The following is a 20,536-nucleotide window of genomic DNA, read 5'->3' on the forward strand; positions in this document are numbered from 1 at the left end:
TTTCTCCCCTTATTTAATATATTTCTTTAACCCTAAATTGTTTTATAATTTCATAAGATTTCAACTATTTTTTTATTTTTCTTATTAAAGTAGTTAGTATGAAGAAGATGGTGGGATTTTTCGCCCAATGGTTTTTTTAAAAATTCAGCATACAATTGTTTAATGGCTGAATTTTCATGGGATTTTCTAAATTCTCGTCCCTCATCTTCTTTATAGATTGCCTGAATTCTGGCTTTTCTTACTTCATCATTGGTCATACGTGGTTGACCGCCTCCGCCTATACAACCACCTGGACAAGTCATTATTTCAATAAAATGATATTCTTTTTCTCCTTTTAAGATTGCCTCGATAACTTTATTTGCATGTCCAAGTCCGTGAGCAACTGCAACTTTCAAGGTCACTCCTTCTAAGAACTTCCATTCCGGTAATACACCTTTTATAGTTAGCTGAGCCTCTTTTACTCCCTCCAATCCTTGAATAGAGGTTACATGGAGTTTATCAAAGGGCAGAGGTCTGCCGGTAACAATTTCATAGGCAGTACGAAGGGCGGCTTCCATAACCCCGCCGGTATTGGCAAAAATATCTGCTGCTCCGGTAGAAATACCTAATGGAGCATCCATTTCTCCATCTGGTAGGTTAACGAAGTCAATGCCGGCTTGTTTAATCATCTTTCCTAATTCCCGAGTGGTCAGGACATAATCCACATCCTGAACTCCGCTGTCGGTCATTTCATCGCGATTACATTCAAATTTTTTGGCAGTACAGGGCATAATTGATACTACTACCATATCTTCCTTCTTTATACCGATTTTATCAGCAAAATAGGTCTTGGCAACAGCTCCAAACATCTGCTGTGGTGATTTACAGGTAGAAACATTATCCATCAATTCAGGATAGAAATGCTCCATGTAATTAATCCAACCGGGAGAGCAGGAAGTAAACATGGGCAATTTTACCTTTTCATCTTTATCTACTAACTTCTTCTTGAGGCGGGTCAACAATTCATTTCCTTCTTCTATGATAGTAAGATCAGCAGCAAAATTAGTATCAAACACCTGTTTAAATCCTAATCTCCTCAAAGCATTAACCATGCGACCTTTAACCAGGGTACCTGGCGGTAAGTCAAAACATTCGCCCAATGCTGCGCGAATAGCCGGAGCAGTTTGCACTATGACATATTTGTTCGGATCTTCCAGAGCTTCCCAGATTTTATCAGTATCATCATGTTCTATAATGGCACCTACAGGGCAAACGACAGCACATTGTCCACATTGGACACAAACAGCATCTGATAATAAATCAACTTGTCCAGGACCAATAATGGTGTTGAATCCACGGTAACGGGGAGCCAAGGTTGCCACCTTTTGTACTTCCTGACAGGCAGAAACACATCGACGGCATAAAATACATTTATTTGGGTCTCTAACTATACCTGGGGTGCTGGTATCAAGAGGAAGTTTTTCTTTGTCAGATTGAAATCTTACCTCTCTAATTCCATATTCTTCAGCTAATGCTTGTAATTCACAATTCTGATTTCGGTCACAGGTATTACATTCCCAGGGATGTGAACTTAAAAGTAGTTCTAATAGAACCTTCCTAGCATTTCTTACTCTTTTACTGTTTGTTTTGATTTTCATACCTTCCGTTACTTCAGTTATACAAGAGGGTGGCAAAGTAGCCATACCTTCTACTTCTACAACACACATACGACAAGAACCAGGATTCTGGAGTCCTTCTAAATAACAAAGAGTTGAGATCTTAATGCCTATCTTTTGAGCAGCTTTTAAAATGGTTGTTCCTTCCTCAACTTCTAAAGGTATATTATTTATTTCAACTTTTACTGCCATTTTATTCTCCTAGTTTTCTGTTTTTAATATTCAAGATAAAATAATATTTTATTTTTTATATAAATTTTAATGATATTTATTCTAAAGATAGTATTAGATAGCATTTGGAATTCTAGGGAGAAGGTAAAGAAGAGTGACAATAATGAGTTATATGAAATGGTGCAATAAACGAGCTAATAATGCCCATATTCCCTCCTTTCCAAAGATGGGAGGCATGGCAATTTCTAACCATACCCTCGAGATTTTTATATCTGCCGGTTGTTTTCCATGGATTACTCTTTAGGTAAAACAACTCGGAGAGATAGTAAATATTTTAATTTCATTTTTTGTTAATATAACATAAGAGCAAAAGCAAATCAAGTGATTTATAAAGATAGGGATAATATTGCGGTAAGAGGGGTAATCGAGTCTTGGAATGATGTTATATACTAACCAGGTATATTTTGAAGATTTGATCCAACCTGAATTTTTTCGATTAACTTTTCTGTTTATCCTTTCCTTTTTATAAATGCAATAAACAAATATCTACTTGTTTTCTATTTTACATTATAATATGATGATGTGAAAAGAAGCATATATGTTTAATATTAAATTATTGAAGGAGACAGAAAAAATGCCTATTGCATTAAAGCGTATCTATGAAGCACCTGTACCACAGGACGGATATCGTGTTCTTGTTGATCGGCTTTGGCCCCGTGGACTTTCTAAAGAACGGACAAAAATAGACCAATGGCTTAAAGAAGCCGCTCCTTCGGATTGGTTACGAAAGTCTTTCCATTCAGGTGAATTAAGCTGGGATGATTTTGAAAGAAGTTATTTATTGGAGTTGGAGAAACACGAGAAAATACTGAAGACTTTGGTAGAACATTCCAGGAAAGATCAGGTTACCTTACTCTTTAGTTCTAAGAATGAAGAAAAAAATAATGCCTCAGTTTTAAAACATTATCTGATAAAATTAGAATCCAGAAAAGAATTATTTTAGACAAAGGATATTATTATGAGGCAAATTTCTGATCTGGTTAGAATAGGAACCTGAAACTGGAAATATCCTTCCTGGAAAGGGATTGTCTATTCAGAAGAGGTTGGTAATAAGTATCTATCAGAATATGCTAAGCATTATGATACAGCTGAAATTGACCAGTTGTTCTGGTCGTTGTTTCCGGGTAACAAAGTTGTTTTACCCAGACCGGAAGTTATCAGGGAATATGTGTCCTCTGTCTCCCAACAATTTCAGTTTAGTGTAAAAGTCCAGAATTCCATTACTCTGACTCATTATTATTCGCAAAACAAAAAAATGCCCTTAACTGACCCCCCCCTTTTTCTCTCTAATGAACTTTTTGCTGAATTTTACCATTTACTGCATCCCATGAAAGATCATCTAACTGCATTTATCTTTCAGTTTGAATATCTGAATAACAAGAAGATGCCAGGTCAAAAAATTTTTCAGGACAAAATTTCCAGGTTTATGAGCAGGTGTCCATCTGATATAAATTATTGTATAGAGATTAGAAATCTCAATTACCTGAATAAAGAATATTTTTCTTTTTTAAAATCCTCTAATCTGAGTCATGTATTTTTGCAAGGATATTACATGCCTCCTATCTTTAACCTGTATAAAAAATATCATGATCTCATTGAAAAATTTACTGTAATTAGACTTATGGGTGGTGATCGAAAGGTAATGGAAGAGAAAAGCCAGGGTAATTGGAATTAGTTATGGGAATCCAGAGAAGAAGAACTTAATCGATTGGCAGATATGATACGTGCTTTGATCATAAAAAATATACGCCTGTTTATTAATGTCAATAATCACTATGAAGGCTCTGCCCCCTTAACTATTGAACGTATTGTCAGCCGTTTGTAGCCAGCGGGGTTCTATCTGTACTGATTTTAACTTGTCGGCAAGAAATTCTATTGTTTCTGAACAAATAGCCTGAAGGAAAAGAAATCAATCCCTACAAATAGAAGACTTCATCCAGTTATTAATACTGATTTGATTTCAGAAAGTTGCGAACTTCTTTATTAAACATATCGGTGGCTCTATAGAATATTTATACTTAATCAATTAAATGTAAATCAAATTATGGCTATATTAATTATCCCAGGGGTATGGATGTATCGTGAAAAAAATTATCAAATATCCTGGGGAATATTTATAACACTGAACAAGGTAAATAGAGAGGAAAAGAAGACAAAATGCAAAATAGTTTTGGGTGTTAGTAGAATAAAAAAAGTGTATAATAATATAGTATAAGTGTTTGTTCGTTCTATGATAAATGATCTTTAACTTAAAGATAGAAGGGAGGAGGATAATTTTATTGTTACTTTTGCCAAGAAAAATAGATTTCTTAAGGAGGTATCACTATGAGGCAAAGTCTTTTTTTCGATAAATGTATAAAAATATTGTCACTAACATTTGTAATAACTTTTCTTTGTTTAACAATAGGTCTTTCCGGCTATGCTCAGCAGTTAAGATATGGTACCCTCTCCATAAATTCAAATCCATCAGGTGCTGGGGTATTTTTAGACAACCAATATAAAGGCGACACACCATTAAATTTAAAAGATGTTCCCGTAGGTCAATACAGCATAAAATTAGTACTGTCTGGTTATGAAGATTGGAATAGCTCTGTAGCAGTTTTACCTATTCTAACGGTGAAAATTGCTGCTGATTTAGTTCCCCTGGCTAAACCAGCCGTTGGTTCTATTGCGGTTAACTCCAATCCCCAGGGTGCCCGGGTATATCTGGATAATGCCTATAAAGGCCAAACTCCCCTTAATTTAAGGGATATCACTGTTGGCAGGCATACACTTAAATTAGTATTAGCTGATTATCAAGAATGGAATAGTGAAATTACTATAACTTCTTCTCAAACAGCTCGTATTTTTGCTGATTTAGAATATCAAAGGGCAACTGGTTCCATTGCGGTTAATTCTAATCCCAAGGGAGCAGATATTTATTTAGATGATAACTATGAGGGATTGACACCATTGAATTTAACTCAAATTTCTGTCGGTTCCCATATCATTAAATTAATACTTCCAGGTTATCGTGAATGGATAAGCGAAATAACAGTATCATCTGAACAAGTTTCAAGAATCTCTGTTGATTTAGAGTCTCAACCGAAATATGGCTCAATCTCCATTAAGAGCAATCAAGGTGAAGCAAAAATATTTTTAAACGGTACTTATATTACCACAACATCTATTTATCCTAAAACATTGCAAGATATAAAAACAGGCTATTATGAAATGGTAATAATTAAAGATGGTTTTAGAGCCTGGATAGGAGAATTAGAAGTATTCCCGGGGGAAGTAACTTCAATAGAGGTCACCATGACTGAAATATTTAAGTAAGTTTACTATTGCCTCTATTATTGAAAGATGAAAATATTGTTAGCTTGATAATAGAAAATCCTTATTCACCATTATAGTTGTAATTAAGCAACTCTCTTTATACCAGAATAAGAAGCTATTCACCTGGAGATAATGCTAAATGCCAGTTAGGTCTATGACTATAACAGGTAAGGAAACAGAAAAAGGCATTTCTTCCAGGATCGCTATAAAAGCGTATCCACAGAAGATGGTGCCTTTTTTCTTACCTTTTACACTATATCCCTTAATTTTTTAAAAGACTACATTGTTATTGTTTATTGATAAAGTTAATTTCCCTGATTAATGAGATACCTGCTAGGCCAATATTTATAATAGCTAGGGTATAAAGGGCAATACAGGTCAAGGCTATTGCCCAGATCCAACCGACAGGCTTAATGGAATCTGAAGCAAGGCCACTGAGCACAGCAATCGTTTGAGCACTGATCAGGAAGAATATAGCTGCACCTAATCCCCAAGCGATGTTTTTTTGCTTTAAATGCACACTTAATGCTGCCCAGATCAGCAGTGCTGTACCTATAAAGGCAATTGGGAAAAGTTCTGCTGGCATTAGGTAGTCAAATCGCAGCATATGGTTTGATATTGTTCCTGTGATTGTGGACAATACTGTCAATAAAATAGGTATCCATACCAGTATGGTTCCTGCTGTAGCTATTATTTTGGTTAGAATTATCTTGTTTTGAGTTTCGGATAACACTTTATAACTATGCCTCATCGCTAAGTGTATGTTTTATTATAGTACTATTCCTTTTGAAAATTGAAAACCAGGAACAGAAATTTAATAAATGCTATCATTGTTGAAGTTTCACAAATTTTACTTAAATAAGTTCTCTTAATGTCAATTTTATCTTTTAAATATCAGTCTTTATAAAATATTAACATATACCTTTACATTCTCAAAATATTTTTAGGGCCTGTTGCCTCACCTAAAAACCTAATTGAAAGCTGATACGGTGCCTCATGTAGAAATATAATCGAAACTGTTTTGAGTTTTTTTACTTAAAACAGTTTCTTGATCCCTATTCTGCTTTAAGATATTTGATTTATAAAGTTGATTCTGTAGTTTACTAATCTCTCTTTTGAGTTCTGCTGGATTCAGCATAGCATATTGTCTTTGTAATTGCATCTTGATTTCCTCTGGAATACCTGGTGAGGTCAAGATCCTGCGGTAAGGAGTTTGAGCTACATCATGTTTCTTTTTGATTTTACTTCCGACTCTCGTTTTCTCCATTAATTTTCTGACTGGCTGGAAGAAGTTCACATAAAGCCTGAGGTAGACATATAGTTGGTTGAGCAGTTGAAGTACTTCTTCGGTATCATACCGTCCATAACCCACCGTCCTTCTAATGACCGACCAGTTCTTCTGCTCAATATAGCAGGAATCATTTTTACGGTAGGGTCTGGCCCGGGTAAAGGTAATGTGTTCTTCTTCGCAATAGCGGATGAGATGACAGTTGATGAATTCAATGCCGTTATCTGAATCCAAGCCTAAGATGGGAAAGGGAAGCCTTTTTCTGATCTCCTTGATTCCGGCAAAGACCCAGCATTGCGTCTTATTCTTGACGGCTGTCATCTCCATCCAGCAGGTCGCAATATCCGTGAAATTTAAACTCTGGATAAAGTCTCCTTTGGTGTTTCCCCCATCATGGCTGACCAGATCCACCTCGAAGAAGCCGGGTCTGTTATCATCCCAATTACTGAAGGTACTAATAGGAATCTTCTTCTTCAATAAGCTTACCGGACGAGTAGTAGACCTGCCTTTAAACTGTTGTTTCTTTCTGACAGGAGCCAACAGACGGTCGATGGTGGCGGGGCTAATCGTCAAGATCTTTTCCCTGACTTTCGGATCCAGTGTAATTTTCCCGTACCTCTCCAGTACCGGGATGAATTCACCCAAGAAGGGGGCCAGTCTCTTGGAACAGATGTAGTCAGCTTCTTGCCAGAGTTTCTTTAAAGCCAGTAGAACATTCTGGTCATAGTATCTGTTCCTTTTTCTCCTGGATTGATGATGATCTCGTACCTATTTAATCGTTTGTCCAGCCAGCTGCGTATAACCCAGTATCTTGCTTTGGCTGAGTATCTGACTGGCATAACACCGATGGTAACCAGTCAGTCGGGTAAACTCGTTCAGTATGATGGTCTTCTCCTTCTTTCTGGCTTTCTGGTATCGATCCTTTAATTCCCTGGTGACAGCCTTCTTTTGACTCATGGTTAACATCTCCTTACCCTCCCCTCTATTGGTAAGAACTTTGCTCTTCCAATATAGGGGAGATTGACCTATAATGAAAATGATTTCATTTAGACTTTTATCTGGGGCATCGATACTTTTTCATATATATTTTTGATGAGGCAATTTGTAGGGTTTACTTTTTTTCAAAAAAATAGTATGATTAGCAGACATCATAAGGAGGAGTAGAATGATAAAAAAATTATTTTACCTTATTTTTTTACTGATATTTTCTCTGTTGATATACGGCTGTAGCTGAGGATAAGAAGATTGGATTTCTACCAGGTTGGTAGAAAACATTTTCTCAAATGTCAAAAAATAGGTTGTAGATGAAATCCATTCATTTGCCACCTGTTTTTTTAAAGTGGTGGCCCAGCTGGAGCTCATGCCAGGTTTGTGTTAAAAGCTCTAGAAAATTATAAAAAAGAGAAAAAATAATAATTTAAAAAGTAAACGGGATGATCGGGCAAGTGTTACAATTTATTATAGCTTCTAATTTCATCCACGTTTTTATGTTTCTTTGGGCGGATTTCTGTAGAAGCCTGGTATCCCATAGTAAGGATAAGTTCAACCTTCTTCTCTTCTGGAATATCCATAAATCTTTGATACCTCTTTGGTCAAACCATCCCAGAATACAGGTACCCAGAACTTGAACCGCCATGGTTGAACATTTAAAGCAGAGGGATCAAGTCTCGCTGCTTCAAGACATTTATCTGTTTTTTCCCGTTCTACAGATTTTTCCAGGTAGGCTCTTACGCTCTGCCTTCTTCTTACTAATTCTAAAAAGCCAATTTACTCCTCTTATTTTAATTATTTTTCAGAACATTTATCATTTACCTGATTTTAGATACAGGGAGTATTTCTATTTATTAAAGTCATCATTCAAGGATGAGCTACACAATATTTATTATAGTGTAAGTAAAATTAAAATAGGAGCAGGCTAGAAAGAACCGCACCTGCTCCTATTTTTATATTGAGAAAAATACAATTAAGTTTATTCTTCAACAATGAATGAAATTTTAGCATCAACACGGTATCTGACCACTTCATGATTTTCTACCACTGCCTGAAAACTTTTAATATAAACAGACTGTATATTCCTTACAGTCTTTGCTGCTTCTGCAACTGCTGCTTTAGTGGCATCCTCCCAACTTTTGGTTGATTCTGCCAAAATTTCAATTACTTTTACTACTGCCATTTTTATCCCTCCTTTTTTAACCTATTTTTCTTAGCCATAATAATGAAATGAATTTGTATTTGGCATTATTTTAAGAAAACATAGTACTTGTTCATCTAGTATATCACAAAGGTTATTAGCTAGTAAAAAATTTAGAATAATTAAGATTAGTAAATTATTGTTATTTTTAGATAATAAAAAGTAGAAGGTAAAAACATGATAATTCAAGATCTTGATTAATTTAATGACATAGAACTGAAAGAACACTATAATAGATTATAAAATTATTAGCAATAATGGATTTATTTCCTGAAATTAATTAATGAAAGGAGGTCAAAAAATCTTTATGAAATATATCTGCCCACTGATTGTGGTAGAAGATATTAATCGTTCCAGATATTTATACGAAGAGATATTAAAACAAAAAGTAAAAGAAGATCATGGAGCAAATATAGTATTTGAAGGAGATTTTGCTATCCATCAGAAAGAACACTTTCAGTCATTAATAAAAAATTATCCTATAAAAAGATATGCTAATAGCTTTGAATTGTACTTCGAAGAAGAACATCTGGAAGAAATTGAGAGAACCTTAGGAGAGCATAATTTTGAATTTATTCACCAAATAAAGGAACAGCCCTGGAAGCAGAGGGTTTTGAGATTTTATGATTATGATAAAAATATAGTAGAAATTGGCGAACCGATAAATTTAGAGAAAAAACAAGGTTGATTGATTTAGTGATGATGCTTTTGTAGATTTCAGAAAATAAAATGGTGAAAGGTTGGAGGGCGGTGTTTTTTATGAAAGAAAATCTAATTGCTCCCTGTGGAATGAACTGTAGTTTATGTATTGCCTATCAATTTAGAAAAAAAGACCTGAACAAACAGGGATTTCATAAGACCTATTGTACTGGCTGTATACCAAGAGGGAAAAACTGTACTTGGATGGGGGACCAGTGTGAATTGCTTAAAAAAGGAAGTATCCGATTTTGCTATGAGTGTCAGTCTTTCCCCTGTAAACGGTTGAAACCATTGGATAAGCGCTATCGCACAAAATATCATATGAGTATGATAGAAAATCTCAAATTTTTAAGAGATAGTGGCATGAAGAGTTTTCTGAAAAAGGAAGAAGAAAAGTGGAAGTGTCCTACGTGTGGTGATGTGATATGCTGCCATAACGGTCTATGCTTAAATTGTAACATCGATACATTGCTACAGAACAAAAAATATCGTTGGAACGAGGAGTAGGCTTATGAACTCACTAAATGAACAAATTAGAGAATATAAGAATCAATTAAATAGAGGTTATATCCAAAAAGCTTATAAGGGAATAATGAACTTTATGTCTGATTTAAAAATTTATCTGGAAAAAAATTATCCGGATTATATCGTGAGTTCCTTATATTTTGGCTATATGGATATGACCTATTTCGCATTTACCCCTTCCCATTTGAAAAATAGAAAGCTAAAAATTGCTATTGTATTCTTACATGAACAGGGAAGATTTGAAGCTTGGTTAGGGGGGAGTAATAGAAAGATTCAGGCTGATTATATTGAAAGAATGAGTCATAAAGATATTGAAAAATATAAGCTCTCGAAGGTACTTCCAGGAGTGGATTCCATCATTGAATCAATACTGGTAGAAAAACCAGATTTTAACAATCCTGATAACTTGAAACTGCAGATAAAAAAAAGGGCTATTAAATTCATTGCTGATATTACTTCTTTGTTGAGTTAATAAGATAGGATATGCTCTTAGTATAAACAAAACCTTCAAGTACAATTTAATAGTGAATATATTCCTGGAATTCTCCTTCATTTTAAAAAAGCCAAGATTTTTTAATCTTATTACTGTTCATTCATCCCGGTATAGAAAAGAACAGCATCTTTTAAAAATTGTGCTGTTCCAGGTTGATTTTTATCATAATAATGGGAAAATCTTTCATCTACTACATACATTCGGACAAGACTGGCAGGAGCTTCTTTGTTATAACTCCCCCAATAAAGGGAAAGCCATTGATGGTGTAAATCTGCTGCTTTTTGTGCTAATTTCCCTGCAGGATTGTCAGTCCGCATAGCTTTCTTTAAGCTCTCCATTAGCTCTTGTTCAATTTTAGTCATTTCTTCATGTTTAATCTTGATCATATTCTTTATCCTTTCATTGGATTGTTCAATTATTTCCTCTTCATAAAGTTCTCGTATTTCTTGGCTGTATTTTGCTTTATTTTCTTCTATTAATTTTTTTAAATCCTGCAAATTTTTCTCTATCATTCATTGTGGTGCCCCTTTCTATAGATATTATTGTTTTTCTAACATTATTAATTAGGATTTCCAATTGCTCTTTTTGTTTTGAAAGCTTTATAAAATAGTCTTTCAGGGCTTTAAGTTCGTCAAAATATGGAGAAGTGATTATTTTTTGAATAGCTTTAAGGCCCACTCCTAATACCTTATAAAAAAGAATCTGCTGTAGCTTGTTTACTTCTTTTTGAGTATAGATTCGATAACCAGAAGAATTTAGCAGAGCCGGTTTGAGTAATCCTATTTCGTCACAATAGCGTAGCGTTCTTTTACTTACTCCTGATAATTCAGCTAGTTGTTTAATTGTGTAATTTATTAGCTTAAAATCCTTGTGTTTTTGAGAATTTGATTGCTTCCCTTTTTCATAGTTCATATTATAAATCTTTACGTAATGTTAATATCAAGAAATATATTTTAATGATCATGCCATAAAATATCATTGGAAATATTAGCTATTATCATAACAAAGCCTTAAAAAATTAGAAAGATTTATGATTTACTAATTTATTAAAAATATTGTTTGAGTTTTATCATTAAGTTGATTACAATATATTAGTTTTACTACTTTTTCTTACTCAAACATTTTATAGAAATCAATAGAGTCAACAGAGACAGATTGACAAGATCCAATCTTGTTTTTTCTAAAAGATAGAAAATGATTTTTTATTAAGAGAAAAGAGAAAAAAATTCTCATCATAAATAATATGGAAAAATACAAGTTTAATAAACTTTATAGATTATTTTCTGGTAGTATAGCAATTATTGTCCTATTTCTTATCCAAATATTCTCCGGTAAGGGTGGATGGACTGTCGCTAATATATTTTCCTATAAATTACTTGATCCCTATGACATCTTTGCCAGTATTTCTGTACACCATTTTGTTCAGATGTTTATTGCATTAACTATCATTGCAGTATTAAGTAAGCTATTTAAAATAGACTTTGGTTTTTCCTTTGGAGAAAGCAAAATAGGAATAAAATATTTAATAATATTTACTGCTGCCTATGCAACAATTGCCATTGCCAGCCATATTTTTATGTATATTTTCCATCAGTTACCAACCTATGACTTCCCTTTAAATAAAAATAATATTATTGGAACATTGGGATTTCAACTTTTTTTAAGCGGACCATCAGAAGAGATATTGTATCGGGCGTTACCGATAACAGTATTGTCATCTATTTTTAGGAATAATATTAAGATACAGCAGGAGATAACAATAGAGGTAATTATTGCATCTCTCTTGTTTTCTATAGCACATATAAATTGGAATTTATCACCATTTACCATCAAAGTAGACTATTTTCAATTATTTTATGCTTTTATATTAGGAGTTATTCAAGGCATAGTATATCAGAAGAGCCGAAGTATTGTATATCCTGCACTAATGCATAGTGTAAGTAATTTTCTGATGGTCGGGTCTGGATATCTACTTGCTTTGTTTTAATGCAAACATTGTTTTAAATATATGAAAATTCAGTAAAAATATAAGAAGTATTATTGGGCATTTCTGAATAAATATAACGTTGCCTATAATATTTCTTGATAATCATAAGAGTAGCCTGTGAAAATATATTGATAAGAAACTATTCGAAGAAGATAGAGGAAGATTTGTATATGAAGGAAAAAGATCTAAGTTCAAAACGAGTAATAATAATTAGCACTTTAGCCATTTTATTTTCTACATTTTTTGCCATAATTATTCATGCAATGCTGCCAGTCTCCTTAGATGTTAAGCAATTTAACAGTATTTGGGTTAAATGGTTTGGCTTTCCAGTTATATCTACATTCTATTTTCTTTTCCTTTTTACTCACTGTGTCATTATGGTGAGATATATTGGATTAAGAGTAATGGCATCACAGCTGCAAATAGGTATCCGACTTGGAATAGTATATGCCATGATGTATATCCTAGGAATGCAGGAGGTAATAGTTAAGTATTCTCCTTTTTCAAGATGGAACTTAGAATTTGTAAAATATCAATTTTTAATCGGCATTGGAGATGGTATACCAGCATTATTGCTATGTCTGGTTATTTCTTATTTTACCTTAAATAGTCATGTTCAAGTTAAAGAAATAAAAACACTGGGATTAATAAAAAGTATTAAGATAATATCCATTACTGCTATTGCTTTTTTTATAGGGAGAGTAATCTTTTATCAAATTGGTCTTATTGATAGCGAATGTGCTAAATACCCGATACCTTGCTATGTTTGGACAGCCTTATTTGGAATATTGATGGGTTGTATTTATGTCATTCTGTATCCTTTGTGGTCGTATGGGAATGCCTTGAAGTTATGGTCTTTACCATTGAGGTTTGCCTTATCTGTTGGACTTAACTGGATTATCTTTAATAGTTTTATAGGGCTTATTATTAAAGGCACCATGTTTCAAATGTTTTTACGAAGCGGATTAGATATTTTGGTTCTATTTTTAATATCAATGGCATTGGGAATTAATGAGGTGAGTTCTCCTCATATGATATCCAGAATATAATACCTACACTTAATATTGCTAACTAGTTTTAGACCACTTAGCATCAAAGACTTTTTAACTCATCAAAAAGTATCATCTTTATCCTGAAAATAATTAAAGGCAATGTTCTCTATGCATTTTGCTGTTGTGTTATAAACAATAGTCAAATTGAAGAATGAATATATTAAGATAAAAAGTTAAGAAAAAAAGCGGAGTGCTTTGAGAAAAAAATAAATTTAGATATAATCAATGTGGATTTAACTACAAGATAGAGAAGAAGGATATACTCATTATGCTATAATATAGTAAGTTAAATTGGCATTTTAAACTTAGTAATTAATTTGCAAAATGGAGGAAAGAATCCTATGGAGAAACGTAATCGTCCTGTGGGAAGGCAAAAACGGGTAGGTGAGGGTACAGGTAGTGTAAAGAAGAGGGGAAGCGGACTTAAAGGTAAAACAGGTGGTCCTGTTGGCATGCCTTCCGGTGGTTATTCTGGTAGACTTGGAAGACCAACGGGAAGTACTGGAGGCACAAGTTATCCACCGACTGGTGGTAGCACCTCTTCAAGCGGGGGTTGCCTTAAATACATTGGAATTATAGTTTTTATTTTATTAGTTGCTTACTATCTGTTTAGCAATATGGGGGGTGAACCGGGTAATATAACTGACCTTTTGACTGATTCTGATAGTATTAGTACTACCAGCTACCAGACCCAGGTCCCAGTTAGTGATTCTTTCAATGCTAGTTCAGGTGCCTATCTAGTTGATACCTCAGTATCGGAACTAGCACGTGCCAAACGTGTCTTTCTGAGGGGTAAGGGTGAAGATACGGTTACCGTGATGGTTTATATGTGCGGAACTGATCTGGAAGCACAAGCTGGAATGGCTACCTCCGATTTACAGGAAATGCTTAATGCAGAGATTTCAGATAAAGTGAATATTATTATTGAGACTGGTGGCACATCAAGATGGCAAAATAATGTGATTGATAGCAGAACCAATCAACGCTACCGCTTGATAAATGAAGGACTTGTATTGCTGGAAGAAGATCTGGGAAAAAGTTCAATGGTTAATCCAGCCACACTGTCAGATTTTATTAGGTACTGTAAAGCTAATTATCCGGCCAACCGCTATCTGTTAGTTATGTGGGACCATGGCGGTGGTTCTTTAAGCGGTTATGGTCATGACCAGTATTATCCTAACGATAGCATGACTCTGGATGAAATTGCTAGAGCTGTTCAAGAAAGCAGTTGCACTTTTGATTTGATAGGTTTCGATGCATGCCTGATGGCAACTTTAGAAACAGCAATAGCTCTGGAACCTTATGCCGATTATATGATTGCCTCGGAGGAGGTAGAACCAGGTATTGGTTGGTATTACACTGGTTGGATAACTGCTCTTTCCGAGAATACATCTATTCCCACAATTGAATTAGGGAAAAGACTGATTGATGATTATATCAGAGATGTTAGGTCAAAAGTGCCCCAGAGCCAGGGTACGCTTTCCCTGGTTGATTTAGCTGAGCTCAAAGGTACTATACCCTCAGTATTGGCCGAATTTGCTAATGCAACCAATAAGATGATTGTGGAAGAAAAAGATTATAAAGCTGTTTCCGATGCCCGTGCAGGCACCAAGGAATTTGCACGTTCTTCTAGGATAAGCCAGATTGACCTGATACATTTTGCCGAAAATCTGAGAACGGAAGAAGCAGAGTCTTTTGCGGAAGCTCTGCGTGGATGCATCAAATATAATCGCACGACCAATAATATCACAAATGCCAACGGACTTTCGGTTTTCTTCCCTTACGGTAGACTTACCAGGCTCAATTCTATGTTGGAAACTTATGAAGAAATTAATATGAGTGAAGAGTATAGTGAATGCATTAAAAGTTTTGCCAGTGTCATGGCTGGTGGACAAGTCATTTCAACCGGAAGCGGAAATCTGTTAGAAACATTGTTGACAGGATTTTCTAATAGCAGTCAAACCCAGTCAGCACCTGCCGGTGGAATTTCTGGGGCAGATGTTGTGGGCACTCTACTCAACTCTTTTTTATCTGGTGGTGATTACAGCAATATTACCGGTCTGGTTGGGGATGCACTGGGATGGCTAGATGTAGATTTGATGAAAGAATCTGTTGATGTTTATAAAGAGAACCAATTTGATGCATCAGCATTAGTTATTACTGAAAAAGGGGATCAGCGTGTTCTATCTCTTTCTGAAAAACAGTGGGATCTGGTACAATACATGGAGATGAACGTTTTTGTTGATGATGGCGAGGGATTTATTGATCTTGGTCTTGATAATATTTATGAATACAATGAAGATGGTGATTTAATCATGGATTATGATGGAACCTGGTTAGCTCTAAACGGTAATATTGTTAGTTATTACCTGGTGAGTGATGACCGTTCTAGGGATACCTATTCCATCAAGGGAAGAATTCCAGCATTATTAAATGATCAGCTTGTTGATATTATTGTCGTGTTTGATAATGAAGAACCCTATGGCTTGATATTAGGCGCTCAGATCAAGTATGACCAGGAACCGGAAACAGAGACTATTGCCAAAGGCTTACTGGGGATTGTCGAAGGAGACAGGATTGATTTCCTCTGTGACTACTATACTTATGAAGGTGAGTATGATGATACCTATTATCTGGGAAATCAATATACTGCCACCGGAGAGTGGGAAATAGAGAACTTATCTATTGGGATTAATGACTATCAGATGACCTATCGCATAACCGATATTTATGGCAACCAATACTGGACACCGTCTATTACCAATTGATATCTATAATCAAGAGCAGTCCACTTTTCAATTAATACAGTGGTGCAGTTTTAGAGTAACATAAGCATTTATCCAAAACATATTAAGAAAGAAGATGACTTATTTTTCCCTGAATCGGAGAAATACTTCTCTAAGGCTGAATAAGATACAATGCTAAATGAATGCTGGAAATTTGACCAAAAGATGATACATGAAAAGTATCAGTCCTTATTACAGAAATTTGAGCAACTCCAAAATATAATTCTTATATCAGATTAAATTGTACCACTATTGGAGTTTAATACGCAGTTCATTTGCTTCTATCCCAAATCTCATTTATAATTGAGGAGACTTCTTATATGATTATAACCACTCAAGAAGAAATGAAGATATTATCTAACTTCCTACGAGAAGCTGGAATAATTTTGCTTTGTTCATAAACTGGTATCACAGTTCCCTGTAACATAATTTATTACATTTATATTTAAACCAGATGAAGGATCTATTGTGTAAATTGTTATGATAGATACTTTAGGAGAAATAATAATTAAAGAAAAGAAAAAAGCAAAATAATGTAGAAAAAGTGAGTGAAATGCATGTCATCAAAACGAAAAAATCAGGTTTTCTTAGGAGCAAGAACAATAAAGACTGGTATAGCGGTTACTTTGTCTCTCTTTTTATCCCATTATGTACCCTATTCTTTACCGCTTTTAGCTGGAGTGGCTGCAATTATCTGTATGCAGCCCAGTATTACAGTAGGAATTCAGAAGGGATTAATTAGAATAAAAGCAACTATTGTAGGCGGTTTATTCGGATTGCTGTTGCATTATATATTTGGGAACAATTTGTTTGCAATTGGTGCTGGAGTAATTATAGTTCTTTGGATTTGTCACCGTTTGAAGTGGGAAGAGGGCATATCATTAGCATCTTTAACAGTTATAGCCGTTATGGTGCAGGTCTCCGGTGAAGCTTTGTATTATACTGCAGGACGGGTAATAAGCACTTTAATCGGAATTATGGTCGCAACCTTAACTAATATTGTGATTGCCCCCCCAAGGTATCGCATTACCTTTCGTGAAGAGATGCACTTATTAACAAAAATATTTCCTGAGCTTTATAAAAAAATAGTTGAAGCCTATGTCCACAATAAGCCAGAGCTTGCCAAACAGGTTAGAGAGGAATTAAAAGATATCCAAAAGGGGATAGCAAGTTTGCACCAGAAACTTAATCATTTACAAGCTGGAGCAAAGACACCACTAGGTACTTTTTTAGAAGGTATAGAATTAGAAGAATATCTTTTATTTAACCGTGGCGTCCATTTTTTAGTTGATATTGTTGCCAAGCTTGAGGACTTAGTTATGGTTACCCAAAGGTGTTATGAAATGAGCCAGGAACTGAAAAAGAAAAAAATAATTAGTGATTCATATTATTTGTCAAAAGAATTTACTAATCTGATGTCCGTTCTGCAAGATTTAGCCCGGACATTAGGTCATTTGCATGTGTGTGTATTTGATGCCATGGGAGAGCAGAGGGCAGTTTTAATGCCACAGATATGTCAGTATACTGATAATATAAATAAGCTGAAAGAATTATCACGTCAATGTCTTAAATATTGGGGAATTAAATATATTGAGAAAATGGATATCTATTATTTTATGTCAACACATAGGATTATATTTGATTTGGAAGAGATAACCACTGCCCTTACTGATCTGGCTCAAGCTATAGTTGGGAATATTGAGTCTAATAATTAAAAAATTTTTACCATTGGTCTGGCTATTTTAAAGTAGCCCATGATTGCCAAAAAAGCAGAGACAATGATTTCTACCTTGGATTCACTGTGCTATTCTTTTCCGATTTTGATCATAACCTATGACAAGAATCAACAAAAGATAAGAAGGAAGAAGCAAAGAACATTCAATTGACAAGAATGAGATAAAAATATCCTGACTATAGGCAAATGAGATGATTGTAAACCACAAAATCCAAAGCTTGTTTAATAATGAATGGCTTTTTGATATAATTATGGAACATAAAATATTCAGATAGATCGCTATCGATAAAGAAGGCTGTAATAAAAATGAAATGGAAAGCATATAATGAACTTGCCTGGACTGATACAATCTTAGCTCCCCCTGATATCTACCGGGAAGAGACATCATTTTATATCAAGATTTTGAATAAAATATTATCAAAAGAAATGAGCAAACAACCTACCACAATGCTCCATCTAGGTTGCGGTGCAGGAGCGCATGACTATCATTTTAAAAGATACTTTCAAATTACCGGAGTAGATATAAGTGAGGGAATGCTGAAAATAGCCAGAGAGAGGAATCCGCAAGTGAAATATATCAAAGGAGATATGCGAGTGGTTAGTCTCAACCGGAAATTTGATATAGTCATTATCCCGGATTCTATTATGTATATGGTAACCCTTGCTGACCTGAAAGAGGTTATCAGTAATACAGTCTATCATTTAAAAACCGATGGCGCCTTTCTGGTAACCACTCATATTAAAGAAGATTTTCAGAACAATAATTTTGCCTATTCTGGTGAGAAGGAAGATATCCATGTTACGGTATTTGAAAATAATTATATTGTGTCAGAAACAACCTATGAGGCAGCAATAATTTACCTGATTCGTCAGAATGGTAAACTGAAAATTTACAACGAGGTTCATACTCTTGGACTGTATCCCTATAACACCTGGCTGAATATTTTTAAAGAAAATAACTTAACTATAAACCAGGTAGATATGAATAATCTTTATGACCAATATCTGTTAGAAGAGGGGCAGTATAAATTGAAAATATTTTCCGGTATTCTGAAGAAGCAAATTAAGGTCAATAAAAAAATCAGCAAGAAATAATATTGAAAATATTCTGATTTATTGAAGGATTAACTATGATTAACTGGGAATCTTATTTAGAGAAAAAGATAGTTTCCTGGCTTGTAGTAGAAGATAATCCATAAGTTCGGTTAATCAGATATGGATTACTGAGGACAACATTCCTGTTATATGAAAGCCAGGAAGGCTTTAAAGGTTTTGACGGTGTTGAAAAGATGTCTTATGTGAGTAAAGGAATTGTATGCGGGATAATAGATTTATAACGTTAGATAGAGGAGGGATGCTTACTGAAGACCAGCATCGAAAAATAATTGAATGGGCTAGCACATGTTCGGAACATGTCTTATCACTTATTAAAGGAAATATTGATCAGAGATTGATTCAGGCTTTGTTTGTTGCTAAAGAATGGGAAGAAGGTAAAGCAACAACAGGTGATGCTAGAAAAGCTTCCGCAAATGCGCATACTGTAGCACGGGAATCTTCTGATCCGGTTGCAAGAGCAGTAGCCCGTTCTATTGGACATGCAGTTGCAACTGCACATATGGCTGACCATTCAATAGGGGCAGCATTATATGCCCGAAGGGCTATAAAATTCACGGGCAAATTGGTAGATGTTGAGCGCCAATGGCAAATTGAACAAATACCAAGGGAAATGAAAAGTTTTATTCTTACAGTGCTGGAAGAAAAAGAGAAGCATTTTAAAATATGAATTGTCTCTAGAAATTAAATTAAATTGTTTAGAAAATATACTATAAATGTTGATAATATTTTACCAGCAGATATATAAACAACATATTCATCACAGATTATGTTTACTGAATCTGAATTATAACCTGCCAAACAAAGAGCAAACATAACTCTATCTTGAAGGAAATTCCATAACCTAAAAAAGATTTAATACTTGACACAGATTATGGTATGTAGTAAACTACTACATTAGTCTTTTACTAAAAAATGGGAGGAAATATTATGAAGATACCGACTGAATTAAAGCACAAACCAGTTATTGTTTCAGAAGAATATGACATGATAGATGGAAGAAGAGCAAATAATTCTGATACCAAGGGATTATCCCTGGGACTGGCTCAATGGAATGATAGGGGAAATCTGGAAATATCTGCTAAAATATGGCGGCATACAGGAGAAAAGTGGTCCAGACAATCAGAAGAGATGCCCTTACATAGGGTGCTTGATTTAGCAATCTTGATTTGCAAAACAAGAAAAATCTTTCTGGAAAGATATCGTAAAAACGAAAAAAGTTATTCTAACTATCCTTTACTGGATAGAATAGGTTTACAGGGAGGCGCTATGAATGTTGCCGTATGCACCGATAATGAGTATATTGAAACTGACCTAAATTTATTTGACGATTGCCTGCATAAAGATGATGAGATAATCAGTGAAAGGCTGAATGTATTATATGATTTATTAAAGGAAATAAAGGAAATATAAACTAACCAATAACACTATTAATAATAATACTTGACATTCATGTTATAATT

At 34.6% G+C, this 20,536-nt stretch carries 20 protein-coding genes, 1 pseudogene and 1 riboswitch; of the genes and pseudogenes, 14 read left to right on the forward strand and 7 right to left on the reverse strand.

Translation table 11 applies throughout. The features are described 5' to 3' along the window. Positions 1-50: 50 nt before the first annotated feature. Positions 51-1,847, reverse strand: coding sequence for an NADH-dependent [FeFe] hydrogenase, group A6 (locus PHD84_07145; protein ID MDD5637572.1), 1,797 nt, complete (start codon positions 1,845-1,847; stop codon positions 51-53). Between the two features lie 176 nt (positions 1,848-2,023). Then, positions 2,024-2,158, reverse strand: a riboswitch (molybdenum cofactor riboswitch). Between the two features lie 302 nt (positions 2,159-2,460). On the opposite strand from PHD84_07145, the gene PHD84_07150 reads away from it, so the two are divergent. The 4 genes from PHD84_07150 (at position 2,461) to PHD84_07165 (ending at position 5,478) form a co-directional block, all read left to right on the forward strand. Continuing rightward, complete coding sequence (locus tag PHD84_07150) at positions 2,461-2,829, forward strand: DUF488 family protein (GenBank protein MDD5637573.1); 369 nt, start codon at positions 2,461-2,463, stop codon at positions 2,827-2,829. A gap of 81 nt (positions 2,830-2,910) precedes the next feature. After that, a complete protein-coding gene (locus PHD84_07155) occupies positions 2,911-3,561 on the forward strand; it encodes a DUF72 domain-containing protein (protein MDD5637574.1) in 651 nt (216 codons plus the stop codon). A 650-nt stretch (positions 3,562-4,211) separates the two neighbouring features. Further along, positions 4,212-5,204: a PEGA domain-containing protein gene (locus tag PHD84_07160; protein ID MDD5637575.1), complete on the forward strand. Its 993-nt coding sequence runs from the start codon at positions 4,212-4,214 to the stop codon at positions 5,202-5,204. A gap of 139 nt (positions 5,205-5,343) precedes the next feature. Further along, positions 5,344-5,478 carry a hypothetical protein gene (locus tag PHD84_07165; protein ID MDD5637576.1) on the forward strand — a complete coding sequence of 45 codons (135 nt, stop codon included), beginning with the start codon at positions 5,344-5,346 and terminating at the stop codon, positions 5,476-5,478. Between the two features lie 12 nt (positions 5,479-5,490). Here the strand turns inward: PHD84_07165 and PHD84_07170 are convergent, their stop codons facing one another. The 5 genes from PHD84_07170 to PHD84_07190 form a co-directional block, all read right to left on the reverse strand. After that, positions 5,491-5,937, reverse strand: a complete 447-nt coding sequence (locus PHD84_07170; GenBank protein MDD5637577.1) for a hypothetical protein — start codon at positions 5,935-5,937, stop codon at positions 5,491-5,493. Between the two features lie 261 nt (positions 5,938-6,198). Further along, a complete protein-coding gene (locus PHD84_07175; GenBank protein ID MDD5637578.1) occupies positions 6,199-7,032 on the reverse strand; it encodes a hypothetical protein in 834 nt (277 codons plus the stop codon). A gap of 228 nt (positions 7,033-7,260) precedes the next feature. Beyond that, on the reverse strand, positions 7,261-7,458 hold the full coding sequence (locus tag PHD84_07180) for a hypothetical protein (GenBank protein ID MDD5637579.1): 198 nt from the start codon (positions 7,456-7,458) through the stop codon (positions 7,261-7,263). A 482-nt stretch (positions 7,459-7,940) separates the two neighbouring features. Beyond that, a complete protein-coding gene (locus PHD84_07185; GenBank protein ID MDD5637580.1) occupies positions 7,941-8,063 on the reverse strand; it encodes a hypothetical protein in 123 nt (40 codons plus the stop codon). 398 nt (positions 8,064-8,461) lie between these two features. Further along, a complete protein-coding gene (locus PHD84_07190; protein MDD5637581.1) occupies positions 8,462-8,665 on the reverse strand; it encodes a dodecin family protein in 204 nt (67 codons plus the stop codon). A gap of 325 nt (positions 8,666-8,990) precedes the next feature. Here PHD84_07190 and PHD84_07195 point away from each other — a divergent pair, with 325 nt between their 5' ends. The 3 genes from PHD84_07195 (at position 8,991) to PHD84_07205 (ending at position 10,379) form a co-directional block, all read left to right on the forward strand. Beyond that, positions 8,991-9,371, forward strand: a complete 381-nt coding sequence (locus PHD84_07195; protein ID MDD5637582.1) for a glyoxalase/bleomycin resistance/dioxygenase family protein — start codon at positions 8,991-8,993, stop codon at positions 9,369-9,371. Positions 9,372-9,442: 71 nt separating this feature from the next. Further along, positions 9,443-9,889, forward strand: a complete 447-nt coding sequence (locus tag PHD84_07200; protein ID MDD5637583.1) for a DUF3795 domain-containing protein — start codon at positions 9,443-9,445, stop codon at positions 9,887-9,889. A 4-nt stretch (positions 9,890-9,893) separates the two neighbouring features. Beyond that, a complete protein-coding gene (locus tag PHD84_07205; GenBank protein ID MDD5637584.1) occupies positions 9,894-10,379 on the forward strand; it encodes a hypothetical protein in 486 nt (161 codons plus the stop codon). Between the two features lie 110 nt (positions 10,380-10,489). On the opposite strand, the pseudogene PHD84_07210 reads toward PHD84_07205, so the two are convergent. Continuing rightward, positions 10,490-11,255: pseudogene (locus PHD84_07210) on the reverse strand (MerR family transcriptional regulator). Between the two features lie 388 nt (positions 11,256-11,643). On the opposite strand from PHD84_07210, the gene PHD84_07215 reads away from it, so the two are divergent. From PHD84_07215 to PHD84_07245, 7 genes are all read left to right on the forward strand, one after another. Further along, on the forward strand, positions 11,644-12,387 hold the full coding sequence (locus PHD84_07215; protein MDD5637585.1) for a CPBP family intramembrane metalloprotease: 744 nt from the start codon (positions 11,644-11,646) through the stop codon (positions 12,385-12,387). Positions 12,388-12,557: 170 nt separating this feature from the next. Beyond that, positions 12,558-13,436, forward strand: coding sequence for a hypothetical protein (locus PHD84_07220; protein ID MDD5637586.1), 879 nt, complete (start codon positions 12,558-12,560; stop codon positions 13,434-13,436). A 344-nt stretch (positions 13,437-13,780) separates the two neighbouring features. Further along, complete coding sequence (locus PHD84_07225) at positions 13,781-16,207, forward strand: clostripain-related cysteine peptidase (protein MDD5637587.1); 2,427 nt, start codon at positions 13,781-13,783, stop codon at positions 16,205-16,207. Between the two features lie 575 nt (positions 16,208-16,782). Continuing rightward, positions 16,783-17,940: an aromatic acid exporter family protein gene (locus PHD84_07230; GenBank protein MDD5637588.1), complete on the forward strand. Its 1,158-nt coding sequence runs from the start codon at positions 16,783-16,785 to the stop codon at positions 17,938-17,940. A gap of 326 nt (positions 17,941-18,266) precedes the next feature. Then, positions 18,267-19,055 (forward strand): class I SAM-dependent methyltransferase, encoded by a 789-nt coding sequence (locus PHD84_07235; protein ID MDD5637589.1) that lies wholly within the window; start codon positions 18,267-18,269, stop codon positions 19,053-19,055. Between the two features lie 220 nt (positions 19,056-19,275). Further along, on the forward strand, positions 19,276-19,743 hold the full coding sequence (locus tag PHD84_07240; GenBank protein ID MDD5637590.1) for a hypothetical protein: 468 nt from the start codon (positions 19,276-19,278) through the stop codon (positions 19,741-19,743). A 260-nt stretch (positions 19,744-20,003) separates the two neighbouring features. Further along, complete coding sequence (locus PHD84_07245) at positions 20,004-20,486, forward strand: DUF6530 family protein (protein ID MDD5637591.1); 483 nt, start codon at positions 20,004-20,006, stop codon at positions 20,484-20,486. Positions 20,487-20,536 lie beyond the last annotated feature (50 nt).

Source organism: Atribacterota bacterium, assembly GCA_028717805.1.
Taxonomy (GTDB): domain Bacteria; phylum Atribacterota; class Phoenicimicrobiia; order Phoenicimicrobiales; family Stramentimicrobiaceae; genus Stramentimicrobium.